The organism is Flintibacter hominis (assembly GCF_014287965.1).
In the GTDB taxonomy this organism is placed as follows: Bacteria; Bacillota; Clostridia; order Oscillospirales; family Oscillospiraceae; genus Lawsonibacter; species Lawsonibacter aceti.
The window spans coordinates 82,568-101,291 of sequence record NZ_JACOPO010000006.1 but is presented as its reverse complement, the minus strand read 5'-3'; the positions used below and the strand labels follow the sequence as shown (position 1 = coordinate 101,291).

The following is an 18,724-nucleotide window of genomic DNA, read 5'->3' as shown; positions in this document are numbered from 1 at the left end:
GCTGTGAATCAAAGTTCATTTGGATACCCAATCTTGCCCAGGCCCGCCTTGATTTCTTCCCATTCATTGCGCTTAGGGTTCAACGCAGTGACCAGTTCTTTTGTCACCGGCACCCCGTCCGCAAGCTGGCGCACAGCTTCCAAAGGCAGATCGGCCGGATAAAACCACTTCCCGTACTCCGCATAGCTCAACGGATTGCCATCAATCGTGGAGATCAGATCCATGGATGCGTCCTCGCCGTCCATGGGATTGCAGTGCCAGGTGGTGCCATCTTCTGTCCAGACGCAGAAGGTGCTTTTCATCTTTTTGACTTCACGGCTGCCCATAAGTTTTTGCAAAGCAGGGGGCATCCCATCTGTCAGGTCTTCGATACGGGGAAGTTTTTCCTCCCAGTCATAGAGTTCAGAGTCCACACCGTTGATTACACAGCCTTCCGGCGCAAACATGACGATCATGCTCTGGTCACTGCCATCAGTGGCAAAGAATGCCTCTTTGCCTTTGCGCCATGCGGGGTTGTATGTATAGTGGCGGATGAAGCTCCATTCCTCCTCCACCATGATGATGTCCAGAGCTGCCAGCCCTTTGCAGAAGTTTTTCAGGCGCTCCGCATTGGGAAGGCCAGATAAATCTTTTGTGGAAATCATGTGGTTATCCTCCTGTCTTTCGTCACCACAGTCGGTCGATCTGGGTATATATCTTATTAGGCTCTCTGTCCGTAAAACTGGTCAATGAGTCAGTGGGTTCTGTAAGCGGCATCACATTCAAAATATCCAGTACATAATACCAGATTCCTGTATCCCAGTCCCGGAACCGCCCATTGCAGACAGCTCTTCCATACTCACCGGGAGCCAAATCCAATGCCAGCTCATTGAGGGGGAGTTTTTGTCCGGCCTTATCGTAGGTATATCGCTCCGGCATCGCACCAATATGCCAATCATAGCGGTAACGCACCTGGATTCCGGACTCCTGCTGAATCAGTTCAAAAGGGTGAAGCCGCATTGTGCCATTCGGCTTCCATTCCATCAGCCTGCGACAGTCCTTATCGATCTGAAATCCATCGGGCCTCTGTAAGATCGATACAAAGTGTGTAGGCAGGCCAAAGGAATAGTAAGAGAAGAAGTCTTTCGGCAGCCGCATCGCTCTGGGATACTGGTTCCGCTGTGCGGCCGCGTTTCCGCCCCGGCAGTCTGTATACCATTGCAGGCGGATCTGCTGAACCAGAAGTGTGGGCAGATATTTGCGCCGTTTGCTATTCTGTTTCATTGCCGCGCCCCCTTCCTGGCTTGATTCTTTCAATGATTATCCATATTTCAGACATTTACAACTCTGCCGCAAACTCATAGGAAACCGCAATGATGTTGTAAACATCATCGTATGTAAACAGCCGGTAGTGCCGATAGATGCCTTTGTCAAAGTCCTCCCGCACCGGCAAAGACTTCAGCCAGGTGCTATCCTCAATTAAATCAAAAGAGCTGCCATCTAGACGCCCCGTCCCAGCCAGATTTTCATAGGTGTCCAATTCACAGGCAAAATAGGTCAGCACCCGCCGGAAGGTGAGTGTGTAGGGAAACCAGTCTTTTTCGTCACTGTGCTGGGAGATCAGATGGCCATTGATGTCCCCCGTAAAGGTCAGATTGTTCAGATCATCTTGTTTCACCTGATCCAGATAGATGCAGTCCCGTCCCTTCAAAACACCTAAGCAGGTGTTAACAGCAGCCGCTTTTTCCATAGGTAACGCTCTTTCCTCAGCTCTCATGAGTAATACAAAAAATCTCCTTGTTCAAATCAAAGTAGACCACCATCAGCTCGTCGGTAATTTCCGGGTTGAAGGACAGATCCATAATGAAAACTTGTTGATTCATCTCGCTATCCACCAGGCTGCCAAACCGCTTGAGCTTCAAAAAGTCCACCATCTCGGCAAAGGACAGCTTGGATGGGTCGGTTCCCGGAAAAAGTTCCGCCGCAATATCCGGGCCTACCTCGTCCCGGTGGAACTCCATGAAAAATGTCACAATGCTATGGTAGCGGCTGTCCTCGTCCGCCAGCGCCGCTTTGATGGCGGCTTTGGCCTTTTCCGCCAATTTCTCCGCCTCATCCAGCATTTCTCCCACCGCATCCATAGCAGCAGGATCAGCAGTCAGTTCTTCCTCCACATCGAAGAGAAAGGGCAGTCCCGATTCTTCGGGAAAGTTGAAGATTTCCTCGCCGGGGGTATATGGTAAATCAATGCGTTTACAGTTCAGCTTCATCTCTGCGCCTCCTTATCCCTCAATGTTGGCAGCTTTAAGGCCCTTTTTCAAGGAGCCATAGACCGTCACCGCATGGTCGGTGAACATCTCGTCGCAGTCAAACCAGGCGGTGAAGCTGCCGCCGGAGGTGACGGACAGGCTGGTCATGCTGATCCGCCGGGCAAGTTCTTCCTCCGTGATGGGGTCTGTTTCCGAATCGCGGGGGTTATCCTCATCCTGGGAGAGCCAGTCGTTGGCCAGCCCAGTCAGGTTCTTGGCCGCAAGCTCCCGCATGGCCTTGTCCCAGGTTTCACAGTCGGCCAGCAGCTTCTTGGCGGCACTGCGGGCGCGGGTCCAGGAGGGCTTGCTCTCCGCATTGACCTCAAGGGAAAGGTGCACATCCTTTCCGCACCACTGGATCTCGCCCTCAAAGGTATCATGGTCCTTGTCCAGTGTCAGTTCTCCCAGCACCTGGTCCTGGATCACCGCCGGCTTGTGGTACTCGTCCAGAACGGCCTGAAGCTCCGGGCAGTCCTCATGGGCCTTGACTATCTCGGAGATACACCAGGGCCACGCCACCAGATCCTTTGCCCATTCTTCTTTCATCCGGCGAATCTTCAGGCGGCAGATCTGCTCGCGGCCAAAGCGTCCCCAGCCCTTATCACTGTTTCGTTCCTCATCGGTGACTGGCCACTCCAGCCGCTCCTCTTTGGTGGTGACCTTGCCGGTGTCACAGAACACCACGCCCAGTGTCACGACGGTCATTTGCCAAAAGTTGCCCCTATTGTTGTATCCGCCCCCGATGCAGTTGCGGATTAAAGCCACCACTTCCTGCTCCTCGGGCTCGTACATCTCATAAAATTCTTCAAACATGGGTGCAGCCTCCCTTACAGCCCTTCCAGAACTGCCGCGATCTTGGGGGTAAACTCCGGAGGAATCTCCTGCTCCAGTGCGCCCTGGTAGGCCAGCACCGCCTGCCAGGAGTAGTAATAGAAGCTGTAAAACAGGTCATCTGGGAAGACCTCGTCCTCCTCGTAGCGCATCTCATCTTCTTCCTCGTCGTATTCCTCCGACCACAGGTATTCTTCCTTCAGCAGATCGGAGAAGTGGGGCAGGGGAGAGGCGTGCTCCAACTCATCTCCATCGTGGAAGCACTGGAGGATGCAGGCAAAGAAGTCCAGCAGCTCCCCGGCCAGAAAATGGGCCACGGAGTTTTGTCCGCTCTCCGCGAGGGCCTTCCCCAGAATCCGGCTCAGAAACACCATGCCGAAAGGGGTGGCGTGCCAAAGGGTACTCTGGTGCTCCATGTTGGTGGTGAGCTCATAGAGGGACTCTTTGACGGACGCCAAGTCACACATCTGCTCCAGTACCGTCAGGTGTGCGGGAAACTCCGTCCCCCGGCCATAGGCGGTGGTGAGCCGGTGCCACGGAACATCCGTGACCTTGAGTTGAGTAATATAGGTTCTGTTTTCTTCTGTCATCATGTTATTGCCCTCCTTATCCCGCCGCCTGCTTGCGGTATTCCTTCTCCAGCGCGGTGTACCACCGTTTCAGCATGGTTTCCAGGCTGGTTTTCCCGCTGCGGTCTGTAAAAACAAGAAACTTCTGCATCAGTCTGGGGAATAGATATTTGCCCGCTTCTGTCAAATCTTGATTGAGATAGACCATCCGAAGGATACGGCCCTGCCGGTCCAGAGGATTCTTTTTCAGCAGTTCCTTTTCAAAGCAGAAGCGCAGGAACACTACATTCTCGTCGTAGAAGTCCTCCACCACAGCCGCGCCAATGCTGGTGTAGGTGATGTCGTACACCAAACGGCTCCAGTCAAATTTCTCGGCATAGAGCAGTTTCAGCGCCTTCTCCCAGTGCTCCTCCGGAATCACCAGCATCCTGTGCTGGGCGGTGCTGGAGTAGCCGCGGTAGACGGGTTCCGGGTGTCCCAGCAGTTCGCTCACACTGTCGGCATGGACGAAGCACAACTCCTCGTCAAACAGGCCGCCGATAAAGTTGCCGTTGCAGTACAGCATATAGTTTTTGGACTTGGCCGGAGAGTAAGAGAGGCTGTATTCCTGGGAATCCAGGATTTTATGTACCTTGTTCAGAAAGTCTATCGATGTCATGACCTTACTCCTTATGCTTCAAACTCGCCCTCAATCATCCCGTTCAGATACCTGCCGGGGTCTGCAATGAAGTCATCCCATTTGGCCAGGGGGTGGAACTCCTCATGCTCGATGTCCAGATACCAGAGTTTCTTGTCCCTGGGGCTCCAAAGCAGCAGGTAGTCGCTGTAGTTGTCCATCTGCACCATCAGGGAGAGCAGCTTCTTCCGTTTCCAGGTCATCTCCTGTACATCCATGTAGGAGTAGAGCTCTGCCCACTTCACCCATTCCTGCTCCGGAAATTCCAAACGCAGGGGGCCGGTTTTCAAGTATTCCACCAGCTTGGCGGGCAGCTTATAGGGCATGAGCTGCCGGACCTTTTCCTGCTCGTTGTGCCAGTCCTCCGGTTCCAGGGCCTTCAGGTAGTCAGCCAGCTCCTGATTTTTGTTCTGCACCGCCACGGTGTAAGGCCGGTCGCCGTATTTGTCGGCAATGGTGATGTCAGCTCCTTGCTCAATGAGCCAGCGCACCATAGGGAGATTTTTGTGTCGGACAGCTTCAGTGACAGGGGTGGAGGCGTTCGGAAACACCATGTCCGGCTTGTGGTAATTGATGTCCGCCCCTTTTTCCAGCAGCAGTTTTGCAAGCTCGGCCTGCCCATCAGACACCGCCGCCCGGAATGCCTCGCCGCCAAACTTGTCCACTGTGATCCCGGCTTGCTCCAGCACCGGGATATTCTCCGCTCGCTGACCCCAGCGCACTTCCTGGAAGGCCCGCTCTTTCTGCTTCGGGCTGAATTTTGCGGCCTGTCCAGCAAAGAGAGCGACTACCTCCGGCCCGCAGCAGCGGACAGCGGTGAGCAGAAGGGGCTGTTCCTCTGCCAGACCGGGATCAGCTCCATGCTCCAGCAGGAAGTGGATCATGGGCACATCATTCCGAAAAACCGCGATCTCTAATGGCATCAGTTTGATATACTCACTAAGCTGGATGGGAACATCTAAATCCAGACCGCCTTGGAGCAACGCCTCCAGCCTGGGAGTGTCATGGTCACAGATGGCGGCAGCCGTTTCCGGGAGAGTCTCCCAGCGGCCAATATATGCAATTTGGTACATAAGGCACCTACCTTCGTCGTTGTTTCACTTGATAGGGGATTGTCCGGCCCAGTACCCGGCCCTTGCCAACAGCGTTGGCTCCCTCATAGATCAAAAATTCCGCATTATTTTCCAGCGGAGCGTAGTCAATAGTATCCGGATAGAGGGGTTGGGCATTTCCCAAAGCCGGTTCATCAAATGAACAGTCGTCTCCGTCCAGAAAGCATATCCCCAGATACTCCGTGGTTCCTGTGACGACAAAATGGGGGCAATACTTTCCGCTGACCAGGCTGGGGGGAGTCTTTCGCTTGCCGTGCCAGAAGATGACCTCCACATGGAGCACCGCCCGGTTTTCATCTGTCCCAATCATGCTGTATCACTCCTTCGGCCAGTCCCTCTATTCTCGCTTAATCGCCAAACCGCTCAGCAGCGTCTTTGTAAACAGTAATACTTTCTTCCACTCTCACTTTTTCGCTGCGAATATGGAAGTAGTCCCGCAGAACGCGCTTCAGTTCTGGGTTTTCCACCTTGCGGGGCAGCAGACTGATGAACATTTCGTCGTAGCTTCCGTACAGAACACCGCCCCGATTGTAGGTCTGCCATGTCACTGTAGGCTTGCGGCCCTCTGGGTCCTTGGCCAGATCAAAGAGCCACCGCTCATCCAGATCCACATAGCGTTCAATCATAAACCTTGTGTCATAGCTTCCATAGCTATAATGACCCCAAAAAATCAGAGCGATCATTCCATCTGGGCCCAGGCGTTCATAGGTCCAGCCTTCCGGATAACAGCGGTAATGGAGCATTCCCAGAGCATGGAACAAATAGTCTTTTTGCGGCGTATCCAGAAGGGGCGAATAGGTTTCATACACCTGCTCCTTGGGCTGGGTGATGATCGCCTTCATAAAGGCCGGGATTATCCAGCTGTCGCCATAGCGTTCGTTCAGCTCATCAGCCAGTGCCTGCAATCGTTCATCCGGGTTGCGGATCAGGGATGCGGTCAGCACCACAGCGGGAATTTTCTCTTTTTCCTTGGGTGTGGCATCCCAAATGCGAAGCCCATCTGTGATCCACCAGGAGGTGCAATCATCATTAGAATAAACAGGCGTGCGTTTCAGCTGGGCGATCCGCTGGGTGTTCTCCGCCAGAAAGCGGTAGACCTCCAGCATTTTGGGCGAGGCTTTCCCCACCATCAAATGGAAACAGAAGTTCAGTTGTTCTATTTCCAGTGGCTTTGTGTCCCCCTCATCCAGCAGTTGGGAGAGGGTCTTTAAGATGACCGGGGCGATCTGCTCCGATACACAGTCGGAGCAGGCATCTGACATGATATTGCTGCCCATCCATTTGCCCTTGACCAGTTTGGCCCACAGTGGGGCAGCAGGGCCATACTCCAGCTGCGCCAAGGCCTTCTGAGCAGCCGTTTTGCACTTGCCCTTTTCTGTATTCACAAGCTGGAACAGCAGTTCGCCATTGGCTTCCTCCTTGCCCAGCGCCAAAATGGCCTGTTCTCGCTTTACGCCCTTGGGGGGCAGTTGTTCCAAAGTCATCATTCATTTTCTCCTATCCCACAATGGTGGTTTCCTGGACGGCCAGATTGTTGAAATCCATAGCAATCAGCTTCTTGGCGGCCTCTGGGGTACACATGAACCAGGTGCTCACGCCCCAGGCGTCCATCCTTGTAACGGTGAAAAAGTCGGTTTGGGCAGAAGTAGGTTCTCTTGCGTCAATATAGTGGTCGGAGTAGAGATACACCAGATCCACCTCCCGCTCCGGCAGCCACTTGGCCCGGTGCGCACGCGGTTTGCCATTTTTCAGAGTCTTTTCCCTGGGGTTCTCAAACCACGCCAGTTCCTTGAGCTTCAGACCGGTGAAGGTATCCATGAGCCGCTGGGCGATCTCCCGGTGGGTAAATACCCCGCAGTCCCAGGAGCCCATCAGCCATGTCTTTATAAAATCGCCCACCTTGCTGCCAGGAGCAGGCGGCCCGTAGACGCTCTCATCCGCCCACATAACTTCTATCTTTTCACATTGATCTGGCCGAGGACAGGACTGCTTGTTGCCATAGCGGTACATGATATTCACATAGCCATAGTCTTCGCCGGTTCGGTCATGTCCGACGGCTTCAACTTTATAGGCGGTTATGGACATTGCGGTTCCACCTCCTGGGTCAGTGTAAAGTGATTGGAGTTAATCCTCCTCAAGTTGTTCCTGCGCCTCTTTGGGCAGGTCGTTCCATAAAATATCATATGTAAACTCCCGAATCTCCGGGTAACACTCCCGCGCGGTCTGTTCCGCAATATCCCGGTTCAAATAGTGCATCTCCTGATGGAAGAACCAGTTGAGCTTTTCCATCAGCCGGTAGAGGCGGATTTGTTCTTCTTGGTTCATGGGGCGCCTCCTCGGATTATCAAAGGATAGAATAGCTGTACTCACGCCAGCTCTGCGTCCAGAATCTGGACTTGTTTCCCGTCCTCGTTCACATAGTAAAGGGCGATATAGTCGATGCCGTCCCTCTTGACCTGCTCCCAGGGCATACGCCCGCCGTTGATCAGTTCCACGGTATCCGCCTCATCAGGTTCGAAGTCCTCTTTTTCATCCTCGTAGTCCACGCTGTACCCCAGCTCCAGCACCAGCTTGGAGGCGGGGATCTCATACCGCTTGAGGGGGCGGTGTTCCAATTCAGATGGATCGTGTTCATCGCAGAACATATTGTCGTAGCCATGCCGCCCGCCGTCGAAGATGACAAACTCCTCACTGCTCTCCGGGTCACGGGCCGCCACCAGTCCGGGGGCCTCGTCCCCATCTACAATATAGGATTGAGGCTCTCCCTTCACCGTGAGCAGATCTCCGTAATACCAAACCTCCAGCAGTTCACTGCCGGTGGTAGAACAGAGCGTCACGGTGGGCAAACGATTCTCCGCCCATCCTTTCACATGTCCGATGAGCCAGGTAGGATATTTTTCAGTCATCATAGTCTTTCTCCTCCTACTTCAATTTCAGCACAAATCCCCAGATGCTCACTACGATCAGGAGGACGCCCAGCAGGAAGAACACCACCCGCCGGTATCCTCTGCTGTGGCGGTGGGCATCCCGTGTGCCGGTGGGGTCGCAGAGCCAATTCCAGTTGCGGATCGCCCCAATTAAAATCACGGCCCCGATGAGCACCGAGGCAATGTACCAATGCTCCTGCAAAAATGCTGTGATCTGCTCGCTGTTCATTTACATATAACCCTCTTTCCATCATCAGGAGTTTCCTTTCGGATGATTTCCTCCCGCTCTTTCCAATCCATCTCCAAGGCTTTTTCTTCTTCTAAATATTTCTCGCAGTCCCGGACCAGTTTTTGGGCGTCCGGGTCATCCGGGGCCAGGGCAAGCCAGCGTTTTGCGTATGTATAGGCGGTGGCTGCGGAGCGGTATGCCATCAGGCAGGAATAGCCCATCCGGGCGTTCCAGTAGGGATCGTCCTCTCCCTGGGTGCGGACGGATTCCAGCAGATCAATGGCGTGTCGGATGAGATCCCCGTCCACTTCACCGTCGGTCCCATGCACTCCATGATTTCCCAGGACCGCCAGATTGCTGTAAGCCCGGCTCAGTTTAACGGTCAGCAAATAACCTCGCTCCTGCTCCGGGATGGCTTCGATAGCCTCAATACATCGGGAGAACTCGTCCGCATCATTCCACTGCTCAATATACTCCAGCAGTTTTGTTTCTTCTGTCTGATTCATCGTTTCACCGCCTTTTCTGTGTCATCCTTTGCCTTTTTTGAAGTGTCCGCTGCCCCGCCAGGTGTTGACTACACAGGTGAAGATCTGGCCACAGTGCTTGCACCGGATCATGTGAGCCATAATTTCGTCTGCCCATCCATCCTCAGTCTTTACCTTCTCCAGCGGACAGGTGGACTCCTCTGTCATCAGTTCAAATTGGCCTTGTCCCACCAACTGCTGAATATAAGCAATGCAGGCCAGGTAGTCCTTTGGGGCGTCAAATTTTCTCCATGTTTGAATGTTTCGGCAGTGCTCGCACATGATAGAACCCTCCTTACGAAAATACTTGCTGGTATTTCTCTTTCAGTTCCTTCGGCGCCGACTTGATGACCTTGCTGCCGCCGTTTTCGGAGGACGGGCCCCAGATGGCCCAGAGTAGACTCTGCCAAGCGATGGCCCGGAATTTCGGGTCTTCGTTTTCTTCCGGCAGAAGATAAGCGGAAAAACGGTGTTTGACTGTCTGCAGCGCATCCAGGCTTTCCGCATTGGCGATCAGGCTGCGGAATTCCCTGGCAGGCTCCAGCCACTGCATAGACAATGCGCCCCGCACCAATACCCCCAGCGTCCATGGTTGAAAACCAAACTTCCGGATCAAGGCATGAAGGAATTTCTCTTGCAGGGAGGAGTGCTCATCGTCACAGAGATCCAGATACTCCGTCACCAGCGGTGCCCACTGTTCTCCCTCTAGCCCCAGAGCAAACACGGCGAAGGTACCGGGCATGGCGCAGGCTTCATCGGGGAGGTTGTTGTACCACTCAAACTCCCGCATAGCCAGACGAGCGTATCGCTCCATAGCCGGATGAAGATTGGGGTGCTGCACAGCGCAGGCAAAGAGCTGATTGACTCCCTTCTTGGGCAGGCCGGGAATGGGCAGATAGAGTTTTTCCTTCCCGCGGAACTCGATGGAGTAGCTGCGGGGAAACTCCGGCTGCTCCAGCACCGCACACAGGTAGTCCAGGATTTCCGCATAGCACTCCTCGGTGGAGTCCCTGGCGGTGATGCGGATGGTGGCGAAAGCATCGTTGGCCGAAGCGGTGAAATGCTCCGTCTTACGCTGCTGGATGTCCTTTGGCAATTTGCCGCTGCCATTGGTTTTCAGTTCCTTTACCATGTCGGGACGGAGCTGGGAAACCAGACCGAGGATGTGTTCGGTTTTAAGAGATTCAAAGCTCTGTCCATACATCGTGCAGCAGACGGCCACATAGCAGGCAAAGCGCAGCAGCCCTTCGTCCACATCCTCCGGCCGCAACTCCGGCCACACCGTACAGGGGGGAAAGACTGTAAACCCATCGTCCCGCTCTCCCACAAGGAAGAACCGCTCCTGCACCTGCTGTTCTATATACTTCTCCAATGTATAGCGGATCTCTTCCCAGCCAACCAGCCGCCGCAGGGCATCGCAGAAGATAACAGCTTCCTCATAGGGGAATCCCTGCAAAGGCAGTTTGGACAGATACCGCTCCAGCAGATGGCTGGGAAGAAAGGGTGTTCCGCTTTGGGTCCGAACGACCACCGGATAGCCGGAATGGTTTTCTTTTGCAGTTCCATCCAACACATCCTGGATGCACTGATCGGCGTGTTCCAGCACCTCGGGGTCAGTATCCGGTTTATGGATCAGGTAGTAGCGGCCATGCACGCCGTCACGCTTTGGCAAGCTCATAGCAGGCCACCACTTTCTTCCAGGTTCTCCATTATCGGAATAAAAATCTGTCGGTATAGTTCTTTCAGTTCCTCTGAAGCTGATTCCACCACTTTCTGACCACCCTTGGCGCTGGCTTTGCCCCAGATCACATAGCAGACCGTTTCCCATGCGTATTGCAGCACTTCCTCCGGGCTGGCTTCTGTTTCCTCGGTGGGTTCTTCATCCTCGTCATCGTCGTCCTCGTCGGAGGAGAAACCGCTTGGAACGATCTCAGACAGGTGGATTTTTGCCTCCAGCAGAGCGTCCAGGCTCTCTGAGTTTGCCATCCATGCGGCATAGTCCTTGGAATACTTCATGTTCTGCATGGACAGCACCCCACGGACAAATACAGGGACGGTATCGGCGGTAAATCCGAACTGTTTTACATACTCTCTGAGGAATTTTTCCTGTAAGTGGGAGTGCTCATCATCACAAAGGTCGAGATAATCCCAGATAAGCTGCCGCCACTCTTGCCCCAGCATTCCCAGGGCAAACACGGCAAAACTTCCCGGGAGAGCGCACTGCTCATCACTGAGATTGGTGTACTGCTCATACTGCCGCATGGCAAGCCGGGCGTACCGTTCCATCAGGGGATGGAGGCCGGGGTACTGTACGGCACAGGCAAAGAACTGGTTTACTCCCTTTTTGGGCAGTCCTGTGATGGGAAGATAACTCTTTTCCGGTCCTTTGAACTCCACCGCATAGCTGCGGGGAAAATCCTCCTGCTCCAGAAGCTCACACAGGTAGTTCAGCACTTCGGCATAGCATTCCTCTGTACTGTCCCTGGCAGTAATACGGATCACGGCAAAGGCATCGTTGGCCGATGCGGTGAAGTGCTCTGTTTTCCGCTTTTGCAGAGAGCGCGGCAGCCTGCCGGTCCCATGTTCCCGGAGCTTTTTCACCATATCCGGACGGACTTTCTCCACCAATCCAAAGAGGTAATTGGTGTCCAGATACTGAAAGTCCATACCATATACCTTATAGCTCACCGCCACATAGCAGGCAAAACGCAGCAGCGTCTCCGGGACCTCCTCTGCACGAATGCCTGGTTTCAGGGAATACTCCCGATCCCAGAAGTGATCATCTTCATTGCCTGTTGCAACAAAATACTTCTCTTGCAGCTCCCGTTTCAGCATATCAAGTAGATGGTGGTCAATTTCACCCCACCGGCTCTGGCGGCGCAGGTTTTCGCTGAAGGCGATGGCCTTTTCCGCATCCAGGGTCTCGGCCCGCTGTATTTCGGTCCACGCCCTAAGCAGTTGCCACACCTCAAAGGGCGCGCCTTCGCTGCTGACCACTACCGGCGGCCAGAGGGAATCAAGCCGCGTGATTCTCCCGTCAATGGCATCCTGGATGCACTGGTCAAAGAGCGGCTGCAGTTCCTCCTGTACCTCGGGCTTCATCCAGTAACAGCGCCCGTCCGCACTGTTGAACTTTGGCAAATTCATAGCGATTTCCTCCTATCAGGTCTGCTGGTGCTGCATGGATACGATCTGGCAGTCAGGGCAGAACTCGATGTAGAGTGTGCCCTCTGTGCCGTCCATCAAAGTATCCCACTGGATCTGGGCCAGATATTTCATGGGCTTTCCGCAGTGGGGGCAGGCGGTGTATTCCCAGTCCTGAACCCAGTTGGCAAAGCCACCGACGGTGTTCACATCGTCACAGGCGGCGCCATAGAACGGGGGCACAGGCGCACCGCCCAGCACGAAGGGATTTTCGGTAAGGGACCTGTAGTCCTCCGGCCGGACATAGCAGTCCATCTTTCCCGCCCCGTCAAAGAGCTCTGAGGGAAAGACCTCTACGCCGCCGTCCAGAGTAAAGCGGTTGAAAGCGGGGCCTTTCAGAAAGCCCACGCAGTTGGGACAGCAGGTGGCGGTCAGAATGCCGTCCAGCCCCAGAAACTTCAGCCGCTTGTCCCGGCCGTCCAGCACCAGCATGTCCGCCATCCGCCCGCCGCAGTGGGGACAGGTGTCCTCCCGTGCCCGCCCGATGCGGACGGGGGACACTTCGCCGGGGGCTCCCTTGACGAAGGAAAAGCAGGTATCGAAGTTGAGTTGGGTCCGTTGTCCCTTTTTATTAAAGGTCCAGCCGCCGCACTGGGCGTAAATGGATGGGTCCACATAGAGGCCCTTACGCCAGGGCCGGGGATTTCGCTCCAGCTCCAGCAGAGTCTCCATTGCCTTGTCATCTCCCTGCATGGCAAGGCAGCACATCAGGTTGGACGCTTCACTGGAATCCTCTGTGGACAGCAGCGCGTGGATCAGGCCCTCCCCCACATCAGCGGGAGCGTGATAATAGATCTCACAGGGCCAGAACACCCCTGCGGCCAGCGCCGCCCGCTGGATTTCCGGGGTGATGGCGTCCCGGTAGCCCAGAAGCTGCCAGAAGTCGGTACATTCGGGGTCCTCCATATCAGCAAGCCGATGGATGTTCTGGATCAGGTTTCTCTGCTTCTCGGCAATCTGTTCCGGTGTCCAGGCCAATGCAGTTTTTCGCTCCTGCTCACACTTGCATTTCCAGCACAATCCGTCATAGCCCAAAGGGGTCCCACAGCCGGGGCAGGTATATTTCAGGCTCATATTTTTCGACTCCTTTTCGATGATAGAAAAACGCCCCGCGACGCTCTGTCACTTGGACAGGCTGACGCGGGGCGTGAAAAGGCCGCGAGGGAAACACCACATCCACCGGCGGATGTGGTTTCTTCTTGGGAGAAAATCAGTTTTTTATATAGAAACGAGGCCGTTATTGGATGATTCATACGCATTTTCCAAAGGTTCCAGATGTATTACTCCAGATTCTATACATACAGTGTACACTCTGATCATGTCAATGCTTGTACGGCTGGAGGATTCGTTCAAAGGAAATGATATGCTGGAATCGTTTATTTTCATGATACCGAATTACGAGAAAATAATCAACCAAAATTTACATTAATCTTAACAGGAAAAAGCTTTTACCTTCCGGTTCGTATCATGTCCCCCTGATCCTGTACAATAGCGATATCTGGACACCAAAGGAGATACCGCTATGGAACCAAAATGCCACAAATTCACCCCCGGCCTGCTCCGCCGCTATGTCCTCCATCTGCGGGAGGAGGAGCGGGCGGACAGCACCATTGAAAAGTACGTCCGGGACCTGGAGGCCCTGGGCCGCCATCTGGCGGGGCGGCCCGTCACCAAGGCCGCCCTGATTGGCTGGAAGGAGGAGCTGACCGCCGCCCACGCCCCGGCCACGGTAAACAGCATGATCGCCGCCGTCAACGGCTTTCTGCGCTTCATGGGCTGGCGGGAGTGCGCCGTGAAGCTGCTGAACATTCAAAAGTCTCCGTTCTGTGACGAGGGCCGGGAGCTGACCCGGAGCGAGTACGTCCGGCTGGTCCGGGCGGCGGAGCTGGACGGCAACCGGCGCCTCGCTCTGGTCCTGCAAACCATCTGCGCCACCGGCATCCGGGTGAGCGAGCTGAAATTCATCACCGTGGAGGCCGTTCAGACGGGCCGGGCGGAGATCGCCAACAAGGGCAAGCGGCGCACCGTTTTCCTGCCGGACAAGCTGCGCCGCCTGCTGCGAACATACCTCCAGGCACAAAAAAAGACCGCCCAACCGGCGGACGTCAAAAATCCTGTATTCACCACCCGGACGGGCAGGCCCCTGGATCGCTCTAACATCTGGCGGGACATGAAGCGCCTGTGCGACAGCGCCGGGGTGGAGCCGGGAAAAGTCTTTCCCCACAACCTGCGCCACCTGTTCGCCCGGACCTATTACACGCTGGAAAAGGACCTGTCCCGGCTGGCGGACATTCTGGGCCACTCCTCCGTCAACACCACCCGCGTCTACACCATGGAGAGCGGGGCCGTCCACGCCCGGCAGATGGAGCGCATGGGCCTTGTCTTGACCACATAGTGGAAATTCTGTTGTGGTCTTTTTTCTGCGTAAAACGACAAAACGGAAAGAATGTTGTTGCGGACGTTCTTTCCACAGAAAAGACGGGCGGGAGCCTGTCAAAAGAACTGGGGGGCGTTGCCGGGACAGTCAAGTAATCTCACGTTTTCCCGGCCTGTGGGGGCAGGCATAAATGATTTTTACATAGATAGAGAGGGGAAAAACAGAATGAAGAAACGCATTTGTTGTCACATCTGCATCAAAAATAAACGATGAATTACTAAAAAATAAGGTAGAAGGGCAACTGTTCTTTTTAATTGGAATAGGTTTAACTGAATCATTTGTAGCAACAGTATTGTGCGTGTTTGTCCCGTATGAAATCCCTCATTATGCTGAAATAATGACATTATTTACAGTTCTCACCTCTGTTTCGTTTGTTAAGTTTATCGTGCTTATAATGATGACTACAAAAGTAAATATAAAGTATATCATTCAGGAAATAGATGAGAAAAATGCAATATATACAGAAATGCAAATTAAGCTGGACGAAATTTACCAACGGGCAATAGGAGAAAAGTGAATTTCCAAATTTGCTCCGCAAAATAAAGAAAAACTCTCCTTGGAGCGTCTGCTCCAAGGGGAATTGGTCCGAGTGGGGAGACTCGAACTCCCGGCATCTTGCTCCCAAACGGTTGAAGTAAATTTTTTATGGTGATTTCTAATGGATTTTAACCATTTTCGCTACATTCCACTCATTCTTTGACACTCTTAATCCCACTGCTTCCGAGTGCTCCGGCACTGTCTGTGGTCAAACATGTGGTCAAAGAGCCCTTCTTGACCAGGCGCGGCATCCGCTGCCGCCACCTGGCCAGAAGGGCTCTTTTTCATGTTCGGGGTTGGAGTATTGTACCTCTGCCAGGGCTGAGATGCAAGGTATTTTGTCAGGTCAGGCGTATCAATTTTTAACACGCCTATACAAAGAAATACGCGGGCTTTGATAATTCGGAATTATTTTCTGTCTGATGAATATGATTTGACAAGAATGACAAGAATGATTATAATGACAACTAAGAAGAGGAGGTGCTATGTATGGCATTTGTTGAAAGCGAAGCTGTTGAGTTAAAGGCAGAGGTCGTGGGTTATATTTGCAAAGAAGTCATTGCCTTTGCCAACACAAAAGGCGGCACGCTGTATATTGGCGTCAGCAACGATGGGAGCGTTGTGGGAGTCAAAAACACCGATCAAGTCATGTTACAGTTGAACAATATGATTCGGGATTCCATCAAGCCCGATGTGACCATGTTTGTGGGCTATGAGACCCAGCATGTAAATGACAAGGATATCATCGCTGTGACCATTCAAAAAGGGACCGACCGTCCCTATTATCTGAGCAGCAAGGGGCTGAAACCCAGTGGGGTCTATGTCAGAAACGGCACATCTTCTGACCCGGCCACAGATACTGCAATCCGAAGAATGATCAAGGAAACCGACGGCGACAGCTTCGAATCCATGCGTTCGCTGGAGCAGAACCTTAGCTTTGAAACGGCAGGGAAGCAATTTGAAAAGCAGCATATCCCATTTGATGCTGCAAAAATGCAGACCCTTGGGATGATCTCCACGGACGGTATCTACTCCAATGCGGCGCTCCTCCTGTCCGACCAGTGTCCCAGCACCATTAAGGCGGCGACCTTTTCGGGAGAAGATAAAGGAACTTTTCAGGACAGAAGAGAATTTGGCGGTTCGCTGTTTCAGCAGATGGAGGAGCTGTACAGCTATCTGGATATGCGCAACCAGACAAAGGCAACGTTTGATGGACTATACCGAATCGACACACGGGATTATCCGGAAGATGCACTGCGGGAAGCGCTGTTGAACTCGCTGGTCCACAGAGACTATTCCTTCCGTGCAAGCACCCTTGTCAGTGTATATGCAGACAGAATCGAATTTGTCTCTGTGGGGGGACTGCCCTCCGGCATTGCACTGGACGACATTATGCTGGGACTCTCGGTTTGCCGAAACCCCAAGCTGGCAGCCATATTTTATCGTCTGCAGCTGATTGAGGCATACGGCACAGGTATGCCTAAAATCATGAACGCCTACGCGGAGACGAAATTAAAACCCAAAATTGAGGTATCGAGCAACGCATTCAAAATTACGCTGCCAAACAGGAACGCCGGCGCAAATCATGCAGAGACATTGGGTGGCACGGTCAAAGGCGACGAGCAACGGATTCTGGATTTCATTGGTTCCCATGGGCATATCGTGCGCAGTGATGTGGATTGGCTGCTGGATGTAAGCCAGGCCACAGCCAACCGGATTCTGAAACGCATGGTCGCCGAGGGCCTCATTTATCAGGACGGAAATGGCAGGAAAACAAAGTATAGACGGAAGTAACTGCGGGTGTGGAGGAGGCTGTGTATGGATCAAAAAGCGATCATTAATGGCCGAGAATATATACTTCTTGAAATTTTATTAAATAGCCACTTCATGTAAAAATAACAAAATTAATCTTTACACTGGTCCCAATGTGCTGGAGCAACACAATCCTATTTTTATCGAAGCAACGGAAGCACTTATGCATTTTGGAAAATGTATTTTAAGATGATAGAAGCAATGGCCGAGAGTAAGGACACCTTGATACTGTGTTGGAAAAGCAAATGCCTACCGTCGAAAAAACTGCCCCCTGCTCCTAACTGCAGTTTAAAAACTGAGATGAGGTGGATTTATGGCACAAACAATTTTGTACTATCCAGAGATCAATATTCAAGATGGTACTTGGCTGAGAAACGCAATCCTATATTGGGATGAGGTGTCATCAATTGTTCCCTTTTTAACACGCCTATACAAAGAATAAAGCCTGGCGAGAGGATGAGTTACCTCACCTACTCAGGAGCCAACAAAGTCCTGCGGCGGTGCGCTCCGCCGCATGGTCGTAGTGGTTCCCAGGGTTCAGCTGAAACACCGTGTCAATCCCTTTGTCCTGGAAGAAGGATTGGATAGCCTCCGTGTTCTGACGGACGCTTCGCAGGATCGGGTTCCGGACCTTGCTCTCCTTATCTCCCAGAGAAAAGTACATACAATCTGGCCACTGTTTCGGTTCATGGGAGAAGATATACTCGTTCATACTTGAAAATCAGAGAGAGTCGGGCATGCTGCCAAACCGTGAAAAGAGATCCGTCCGGTAGATGGCATACAGCGCAAACAGCCCAGCCAGAGAATACCCCACGATTCCACGCCAACGGGGAGCACCGGCAATTTCCTTCTCTGCCATTGGGATGATTTCCTCGGTCAGAAGCCGCAGATATTCGTCCGCACCACCGGTGCAGGGCTCAGCATTTTTGAAAGCAGGTGGACTATCCCAGGGCACCATGTCGTGGTTCCAGTCCAAATCGCTGATGGCCACCAGTGTAAACGGCGGGCAGCCGATGGCCTGCGTAGCCTCATATACCTTCTGGCCCTCGTCAGAGAAGGTATTGAGGTAGATGATGGGTGCATCTGGTTTGGTATTTAGAAAAATAGATACAGTTTTATTGTTGAACATATCTTAGCCCATCTGCTTTCTGCCTTATTTATTAAAATATCCGCCGTATCTTTATCTTGATATTGGATATCCATGGATTCCCCATTTTTGTACTGACCACCTATAAAGATGATCTGTTTGATCATGAGCTCTTTGATTCATATCTTGTGTTCGATTTTGCGCGCTATATAGGGGAAAATGAAGAAAGAGTAGAACTTAATTCAAAGTTGATTGAGCAAATCAAAAAGCATCGAGTGGAGATGGAGAATTGGAAAGAAGAGTTGGAATCATTGTTGCCTCGTGCGGGTGAGTCGGCAACAGTTGACGGACGTATTCTTGAATTGGACTCCAAAATTGAGCGAAGTATTGATGGCCGTTCAGCCATTTCCGTCCCCATTAAGAAAGGGTTTGCAGCTGAAAAGATAAATGAACTGATTTCTAAAATTGACCAAATAATAGAAAGCGAATGA

The 18,724-nt window shown here is 52.8% G+C and carries 24 protein-coding genes; 3 read left to right on the top strand and 21 right to left on the bottom strand.

Going from position 1 to position 18,724, the window contains the following annotated elements:
• Positions 1 to 8 precede the first annotated feature (8 nt).
• The 19 genes from H8S11_RS10120 to H8S11_RS10030 are packed head-to-tail and all read right to left on the bottom strand — an operon-like array spanning position 9 to position 13,434.
• Entirely contained in the window at positions 9 to 644 is a 636-nt protein-coding gene (locus tag H8S11_RS10120) for a hypothetical protein (RefSeq protein ID WP_186853046.1), read from the bottom strand.
• A gap of 22 nt (positions 645 to 666) precedes the next feature.
• The gene (locus H8S11_RS10115) at positions 667 to 1,263 is read right to left on the bottom strand and encodes a hypothetical protein (protein ID WP_186853045.1); all 597 of its coding nucleotides are present in this window, start codon (positions 1,261 to 1,263) and stop codon (positions 667 to 669) included.
• A 55-nt stretch (positions 1,264 to 1,318) separates the two neighbouring features.
• Positions 1,319 to 1,729 (bottom strand): hypothetical protein, encoded by a 411-nt coding sequence (locus H8S11_RS10110; RefSeq protein ID WP_243201019.1) that lies wholly within the window; start codon positions 1,727 to 1,729, stop codon positions 1,319 to 1,321.
• 16 nt (positions 1,730 to 1,745) lie between these two features.
• On the bottom strand, positions 1,746 to 2,249 hold the full coding sequence (locus H8S11_RS10105) for a DUF2004 domain-containing protein (protein ID WP_147571301.1): 504 nt from the start codon (positions 2,247 to 2,249) through the stop codon (positions 1,746 to 1,748).
• Positions 2,250 to 2,261: 12 nt separating this feature from the next.
• Positions 2,262 to 3,101, bottom strand: coding sequence for a DUF2262 domain-containing protein (locus tag H8S11_RS10100; protein WP_186853043.1), 840 nt, complete (start codon positions 3,099 to 3,101; stop codon positions 2,262 to 2,264).
• Between the two features lie 14 nt (positions 3,102 to 3,115).
• Positions 3,116 to 3,712 (bottom strand): hypothetical protein, encoded by a 597-nt coding sequence (locus tag H8S11_RS10095; RefSeq protein WP_243201018.1) that lies wholly within the window; start codon positions 3,710 to 3,712, stop codon positions 3,116 to 3,118.
• A gap of 13 nt (positions 3,713 to 3,725) precedes the next feature.
• Positions 3,726 to 4,346, bottom strand: a complete 621-nt coding sequence (locus H8S11_RS10090; RefSeq protein ID WP_186853042.1) for a hypothetical protein — start codon at positions 4,344 to 4,346, stop codon at positions 3,726 to 3,728.
• Between the two features lie 11 nt (positions 4,347 to 4,357).
• Complete coding sequence (locus tag H8S11_RS10085) at positions 4,358 to 5,437, bottom strand: ankyrin repeat domain-containing protein (protein WP_186853041.1); 1,080 nt, start codon at positions 5,435 to 5,437, stop codon at positions 4,358 to 4,360.
• Between the two features lie 7 nt (positions 5,438 to 5,444).
• Positions 5,445 to 5,786: a hypothetical protein gene (locus tag H8S11_RS10080; RefSeq protein WP_186853040.1), complete on the bottom strand. Its 342-nt coding sequence runs from the start codon at positions 5,784 to 5,786 to the stop codon at positions 5,445 to 5,447.
• A 37-nt stretch (positions 5,787 to 5,823) separates the two neighbouring features.
• Positions 5,824 to 6,963, bottom strand: coding sequence for a hypothetical protein (locus H8S11_RS10075; protein ID WP_186853039.1), 1,140 nt, complete (start codon positions 6,961 to 6,963; stop codon positions 5,824 to 5,826).
• A 10-nt stretch (positions 6,964 to 6,973) separates the two neighbouring features.
• Positions 6,974 to 7,561 (bottom strand): hypothetical protein, encoded by a 588-nt coding sequence (locus tag H8S11_RS10070; RefSeq protein ID WP_186853038.1) that lies wholly within the window; start codon positions 7,559 to 7,561, stop codon positions 6,974 to 6,976.
• Between the two features lie 39 nt (positions 7,562 to 7,600).
• Positions 7,601 to 7,801 (bottom strand): hypothetical protein, encoded by a 201-nt coding sequence (locus tag H8S11_RS10065; RefSeq protein WP_147571296.1) that lies wholly within the window; start codon positions 7,799 to 7,801, stop codon positions 7,601 to 7,603.
• Between the two features lie 41 nt (positions 7,802 to 7,842).
• Positions 7,843 to 8,385, bottom strand: a complete 543-nt coding sequence (locus H8S11_RS10060) for a hypothetical protein (RefSeq protein WP_186853037.1) — start codon at positions 8,383 to 8,385, stop codon at positions 7,843 to 7,845.
• 13 nt (positions 8,386 to 8,398) lie between these two features.
• Positions 8,399 to 8,632: an immunity 17 family protein gene (locus H8S11_RS10055; protein WP_002576934.1), complete on the bottom strand. Its 234-nt coding sequence runs from the start codon at positions 8,630 to 8,632 to the stop codon at positions 8,399 to 8,401.
• Positions 8,629 to 9,138, bottom strand: coding sequence for a hypothetical protein (locus tag H8S11_RS10050; RefSeq protein ID WP_147571294.1), 510 nt, complete (start codon positions 9,136 to 9,138; stop codon positions 8,629 to 8,631). Before H8S11_RS10050 ends, H8S11_RS10055 begins: the two co-directional genes overlap by 4 nt.
• Positions 9,139 to 9,159: 21 nt before the next feature.
• The gene (locus H8S11_RS10045; RefSeq protein WP_147571293.1) at positions 9,160 to 9,438 is read right to left on the bottom strand and encodes a hypothetical protein; all 279 of its coding nucleotides are present in this window, start codon (positions 9,436 to 9,438) and stop codon (positions 9,160 to 9,162) included.
• A 13-nt stretch (positions 9,439 to 9,451) separates the two neighbouring features.
• Positions 9,452 to 10,834, bottom strand: a complete 1,383-nt coding sequence (locus H8S11_RS10040; RefSeq protein WP_186853036.1) for a DUF6138 family protein — start codon at positions 10,832 to 10,834, stop codon at positions 9,452 to 9,454.
• Positions 10,831 to 12,303, bottom strand: coding sequence for a DUF6138 family protein (locus H8S11_RS10035; RefSeq protein WP_243201017.1), 1,473 nt, complete (start codon positions 12,301 to 12,303; stop codon positions 10,831 to 10,833). The genes H8S11_RS10040 and H8S11_RS10035 overlap by 4 nt, the downstream gene beginning before the upstream one ends.
• A 15-nt stretch (positions 12,304 to 12,318) precedes the next feature.
• Positions 12,319 to 13,434, bottom strand: a complete 1,116-nt coding sequence (locus tag H8S11_RS10030) for a hypothetical protein (protein ID WP_186853035.1) — start codon at positions 13,432 to 13,434, stop codon at positions 12,319 to 12,321.
• 448 nt (positions 13,435 to 13,882) lie between these two features.
• Between H8S11_RS10030 and H8S11_RS10025 the strand changes: the two genes are divergently transcribed.
• A complete protein-coding gene (locus H8S11_RS10025; protein ID WP_186853034.1) occupies positions 13,883 to 14,755 on the top strand; it encodes a tyrosine-type recombinase/integrase in 873 nt (290 codons plus the stop codon).
• A 1,068-nt stretch (positions 14,756 to 15,823) separates the two neighbouring features.
• Entirely contained in the window at positions 15,824 to 17,128 is a 1,305-nt protein-coding gene (locus H8S11_RS10020; protein ID WP_186853033.1) for an RNA-binding domain-containing protein, read from the top strand.
• A gap of 484 nt (positions 17,129 to 17,612) precedes the next feature.
• On the opposite strand, the gene H8S11_RS14290 is transcribed toward H8S11_RS10020, so the two are convergent.
• On the bottom strand, positions 17,613 to 17,858 hold the full coding sequence (locus tag H8S11_RS14290) for a hypothetical protein (RefSeq protein ID WP_366461110.1): 246 nt from the start codon (positions 17,856 to 17,858) through the stop codon (positions 17,613 to 17,615).
• Between the two features lie 9 nt (positions 17,859 to 17,867).
• Positions 17,868 to 18,275 (bottom strand): alpha/beta hydrolase-fold protein, encoded by a 408-nt coding sequence (locus H8S11_RS14285; protein ID WP_366461108.1) that lies wholly within the window; start codon positions 18,273 to 18,275, stop codon positions 17,868 to 17,870.
• A gap of 56 nt (positions 18,276 to 18,331) precedes the next feature.
• Here H8S11_RS14285 and H8S11_RS10010 point away from each other — a divergent pair, with 56 nt between their 5' ends.
• Complete coding sequence (locus H8S11_RS10010; protein WP_186853032.1) at positions 18,332 to 18,724, top strand: hypothetical protein; 393 nt, start codon at positions 18,332 to 18,334, stop codon at positions 18,722 to 18,724.

Excerpts from the sequence above, each read along its gene's own strand:
- H8S11_RS14290 (WP_366461110.1), bottom strand. The coding sequence starts at position 17,858 with ATGAACGAGTATATCTTCTCCCATGAACCGAAACAGTGGCCAGATTGT.
- H8S11_RS10075 (WP_186853039.1), bottom strand. The coding sequence starts at position 6,963 with ATGATGACTTTGGAACAACTGCCCCCCAAGGGCGTAAAGCGAGAACAG.
- H8S11_RS10115 (WP_186853045.1), bottom strand. The coding sequence starts at position 1,263 with ATGAAACAGAATAGCAAACGGCGCAAATATCTGCCCACACTTCTGGTT.
- H8S11_RS10030 (WP_186853035.1), bottom strand. The coding sequence starts at position 13,434 with ATGAGCCTGAAATATACCTGCCCCGGCTGTGGGACCCCTTTGGGCTAT.
- H8S11_RS10035 (WP_243201017.1), bottom strand. The coding sequence starts at position 12,303 with ATGAATTTGCCAAAGTTCAACAGTGCGGACGGGCGCTGTTACTGGATG.
- H8S11_RS10070 (WP_186853038.1), bottom strand. The coding sequence starts at position 7,561 with ATGTCCATAACCGCCTATAAAGTTGAAGCCGTCGGACATGACCGAACC.
- H8S11_RS10045 (WP_147571293.1), bottom strand. The coding sequence starts at position 9,438 with ATGTGCGAGCACTGCCGAAACATTCAAACATGGAGAAAATTTGACGCC.
- H8S11_RS10095 (WP_243201018.1), bottom strand. The coding sequence starts at position 3,712 with ATGATGACAGAAGAAAACAGAACCTATATTACTCAACTCAAGGTCACG.
- H8S11_RS10020 (WP_186853033.1), top strand. The coding sequence starts at position 15,824 with ATGGCATTTGTTGAAAGCGAAGCTGTTGAGTTAAAGGCAGAGGTCGTG.
- H8S11_RS10060 (WP_186853037.1), bottom strand. The coding sequence starts at position 8,385 with ATGATGACTGAAAAATATCCTACCTGGCTCATCGGACATGTGAAAGGA.
- H8S11_RS10080 (WP_186853040.1), bottom strand. The coding sequence starts at position 5,786 with ATGATTGGGACAGATGAAAACCGGGCGGTGCTCCATGTGGAGGTCATC.
- H8S11_RS10025 (WP_186853034.1), top strand. The coding sequence starts at position 13,883 with ATGGAACCAAAATGCCACAAATTCACCCCCGGCCTGCTCCGCCGCTAT.
- H8S11_RS10065 (WP_147571296.1), bottom strand. The coding sequence starts at position 7,801 with ATGAACCAAGAAGAACAAATCCGCCTCTACCGGCTGATGGAAAAGCTC.
- H8S11_RS10110 (WP_243201019.1), bottom strand. The coding sequence starts at position 1,729 with ATGGAAAAAGCGGCTGCTGTTAACACCTGCTTAGGTGTTTTGAAGGGA.
- H8S11_RS10050 (WP_147571294.1), bottom strand. The coding sequence starts at position 9,138 with ATGAATCAGACAGAAGAAACAAAACTGCTGGAGTATATTGAGCAGTGG.
- H8S11_RS10120 (WP_186853046.1), bottom strand. The coding sequence starts at position 644 with ATGATTTCCACAAAAGATTTATCTGGCCTTCCCAATGCGGAGCGCCTG.
- H8S11_RS10090 (WP_186853042.1), bottom strand. The coding sequence starts at position 4,346 with ATGACATCGATAGACTTTCTGAACAAGGTACATAAAATCCTGGATTCC.
- H8S11_RS10100 (WP_186853043.1), bottom strand. The coding sequence starts at position 3,101 with ATGTTTGAAGAATTTTATGAGATGTACGAGCCCGAGGAGCAGGAAGTG.
- H8S11_RS10055 (WP_002576934.1), bottom strand. The coding sequence starts at position 8,632 with ATGAACAGCGAGCAGATCACAGCATTTTTGCAGGAGCATTGGTACATT.
- H8S11_RS10040 (WP_186853036.1), bottom strand. The coding sequence starts at position 10,834 with ATGAGCTTGCCAAAGCGTGACGGCGTGCATGGCCGCTACTACCTGATC.
- H8S11_RS10105 (WP_147571301.1), bottom strand. The coding sequence starts at position 2,249 with ATGAAGCTGAACTGTAAACGCATTGATTTACCATATACCCCCGGCGAG.
- H8S11_RS14285 (WP_366461108.1), bottom strand. The coding sequence starts at position 18,275 with ATGTTCAACAATAAAACTGTATCTATTTTTCTAAATACCAAACCAGAT.
- H8S11_RS10085 (WP_186853041.1), bottom strand. The coding sequence starts at position 5,437 with ATGTACCAAATTGCATATATTGGCCGCTGGGAGACTCTCCCGGAAACG.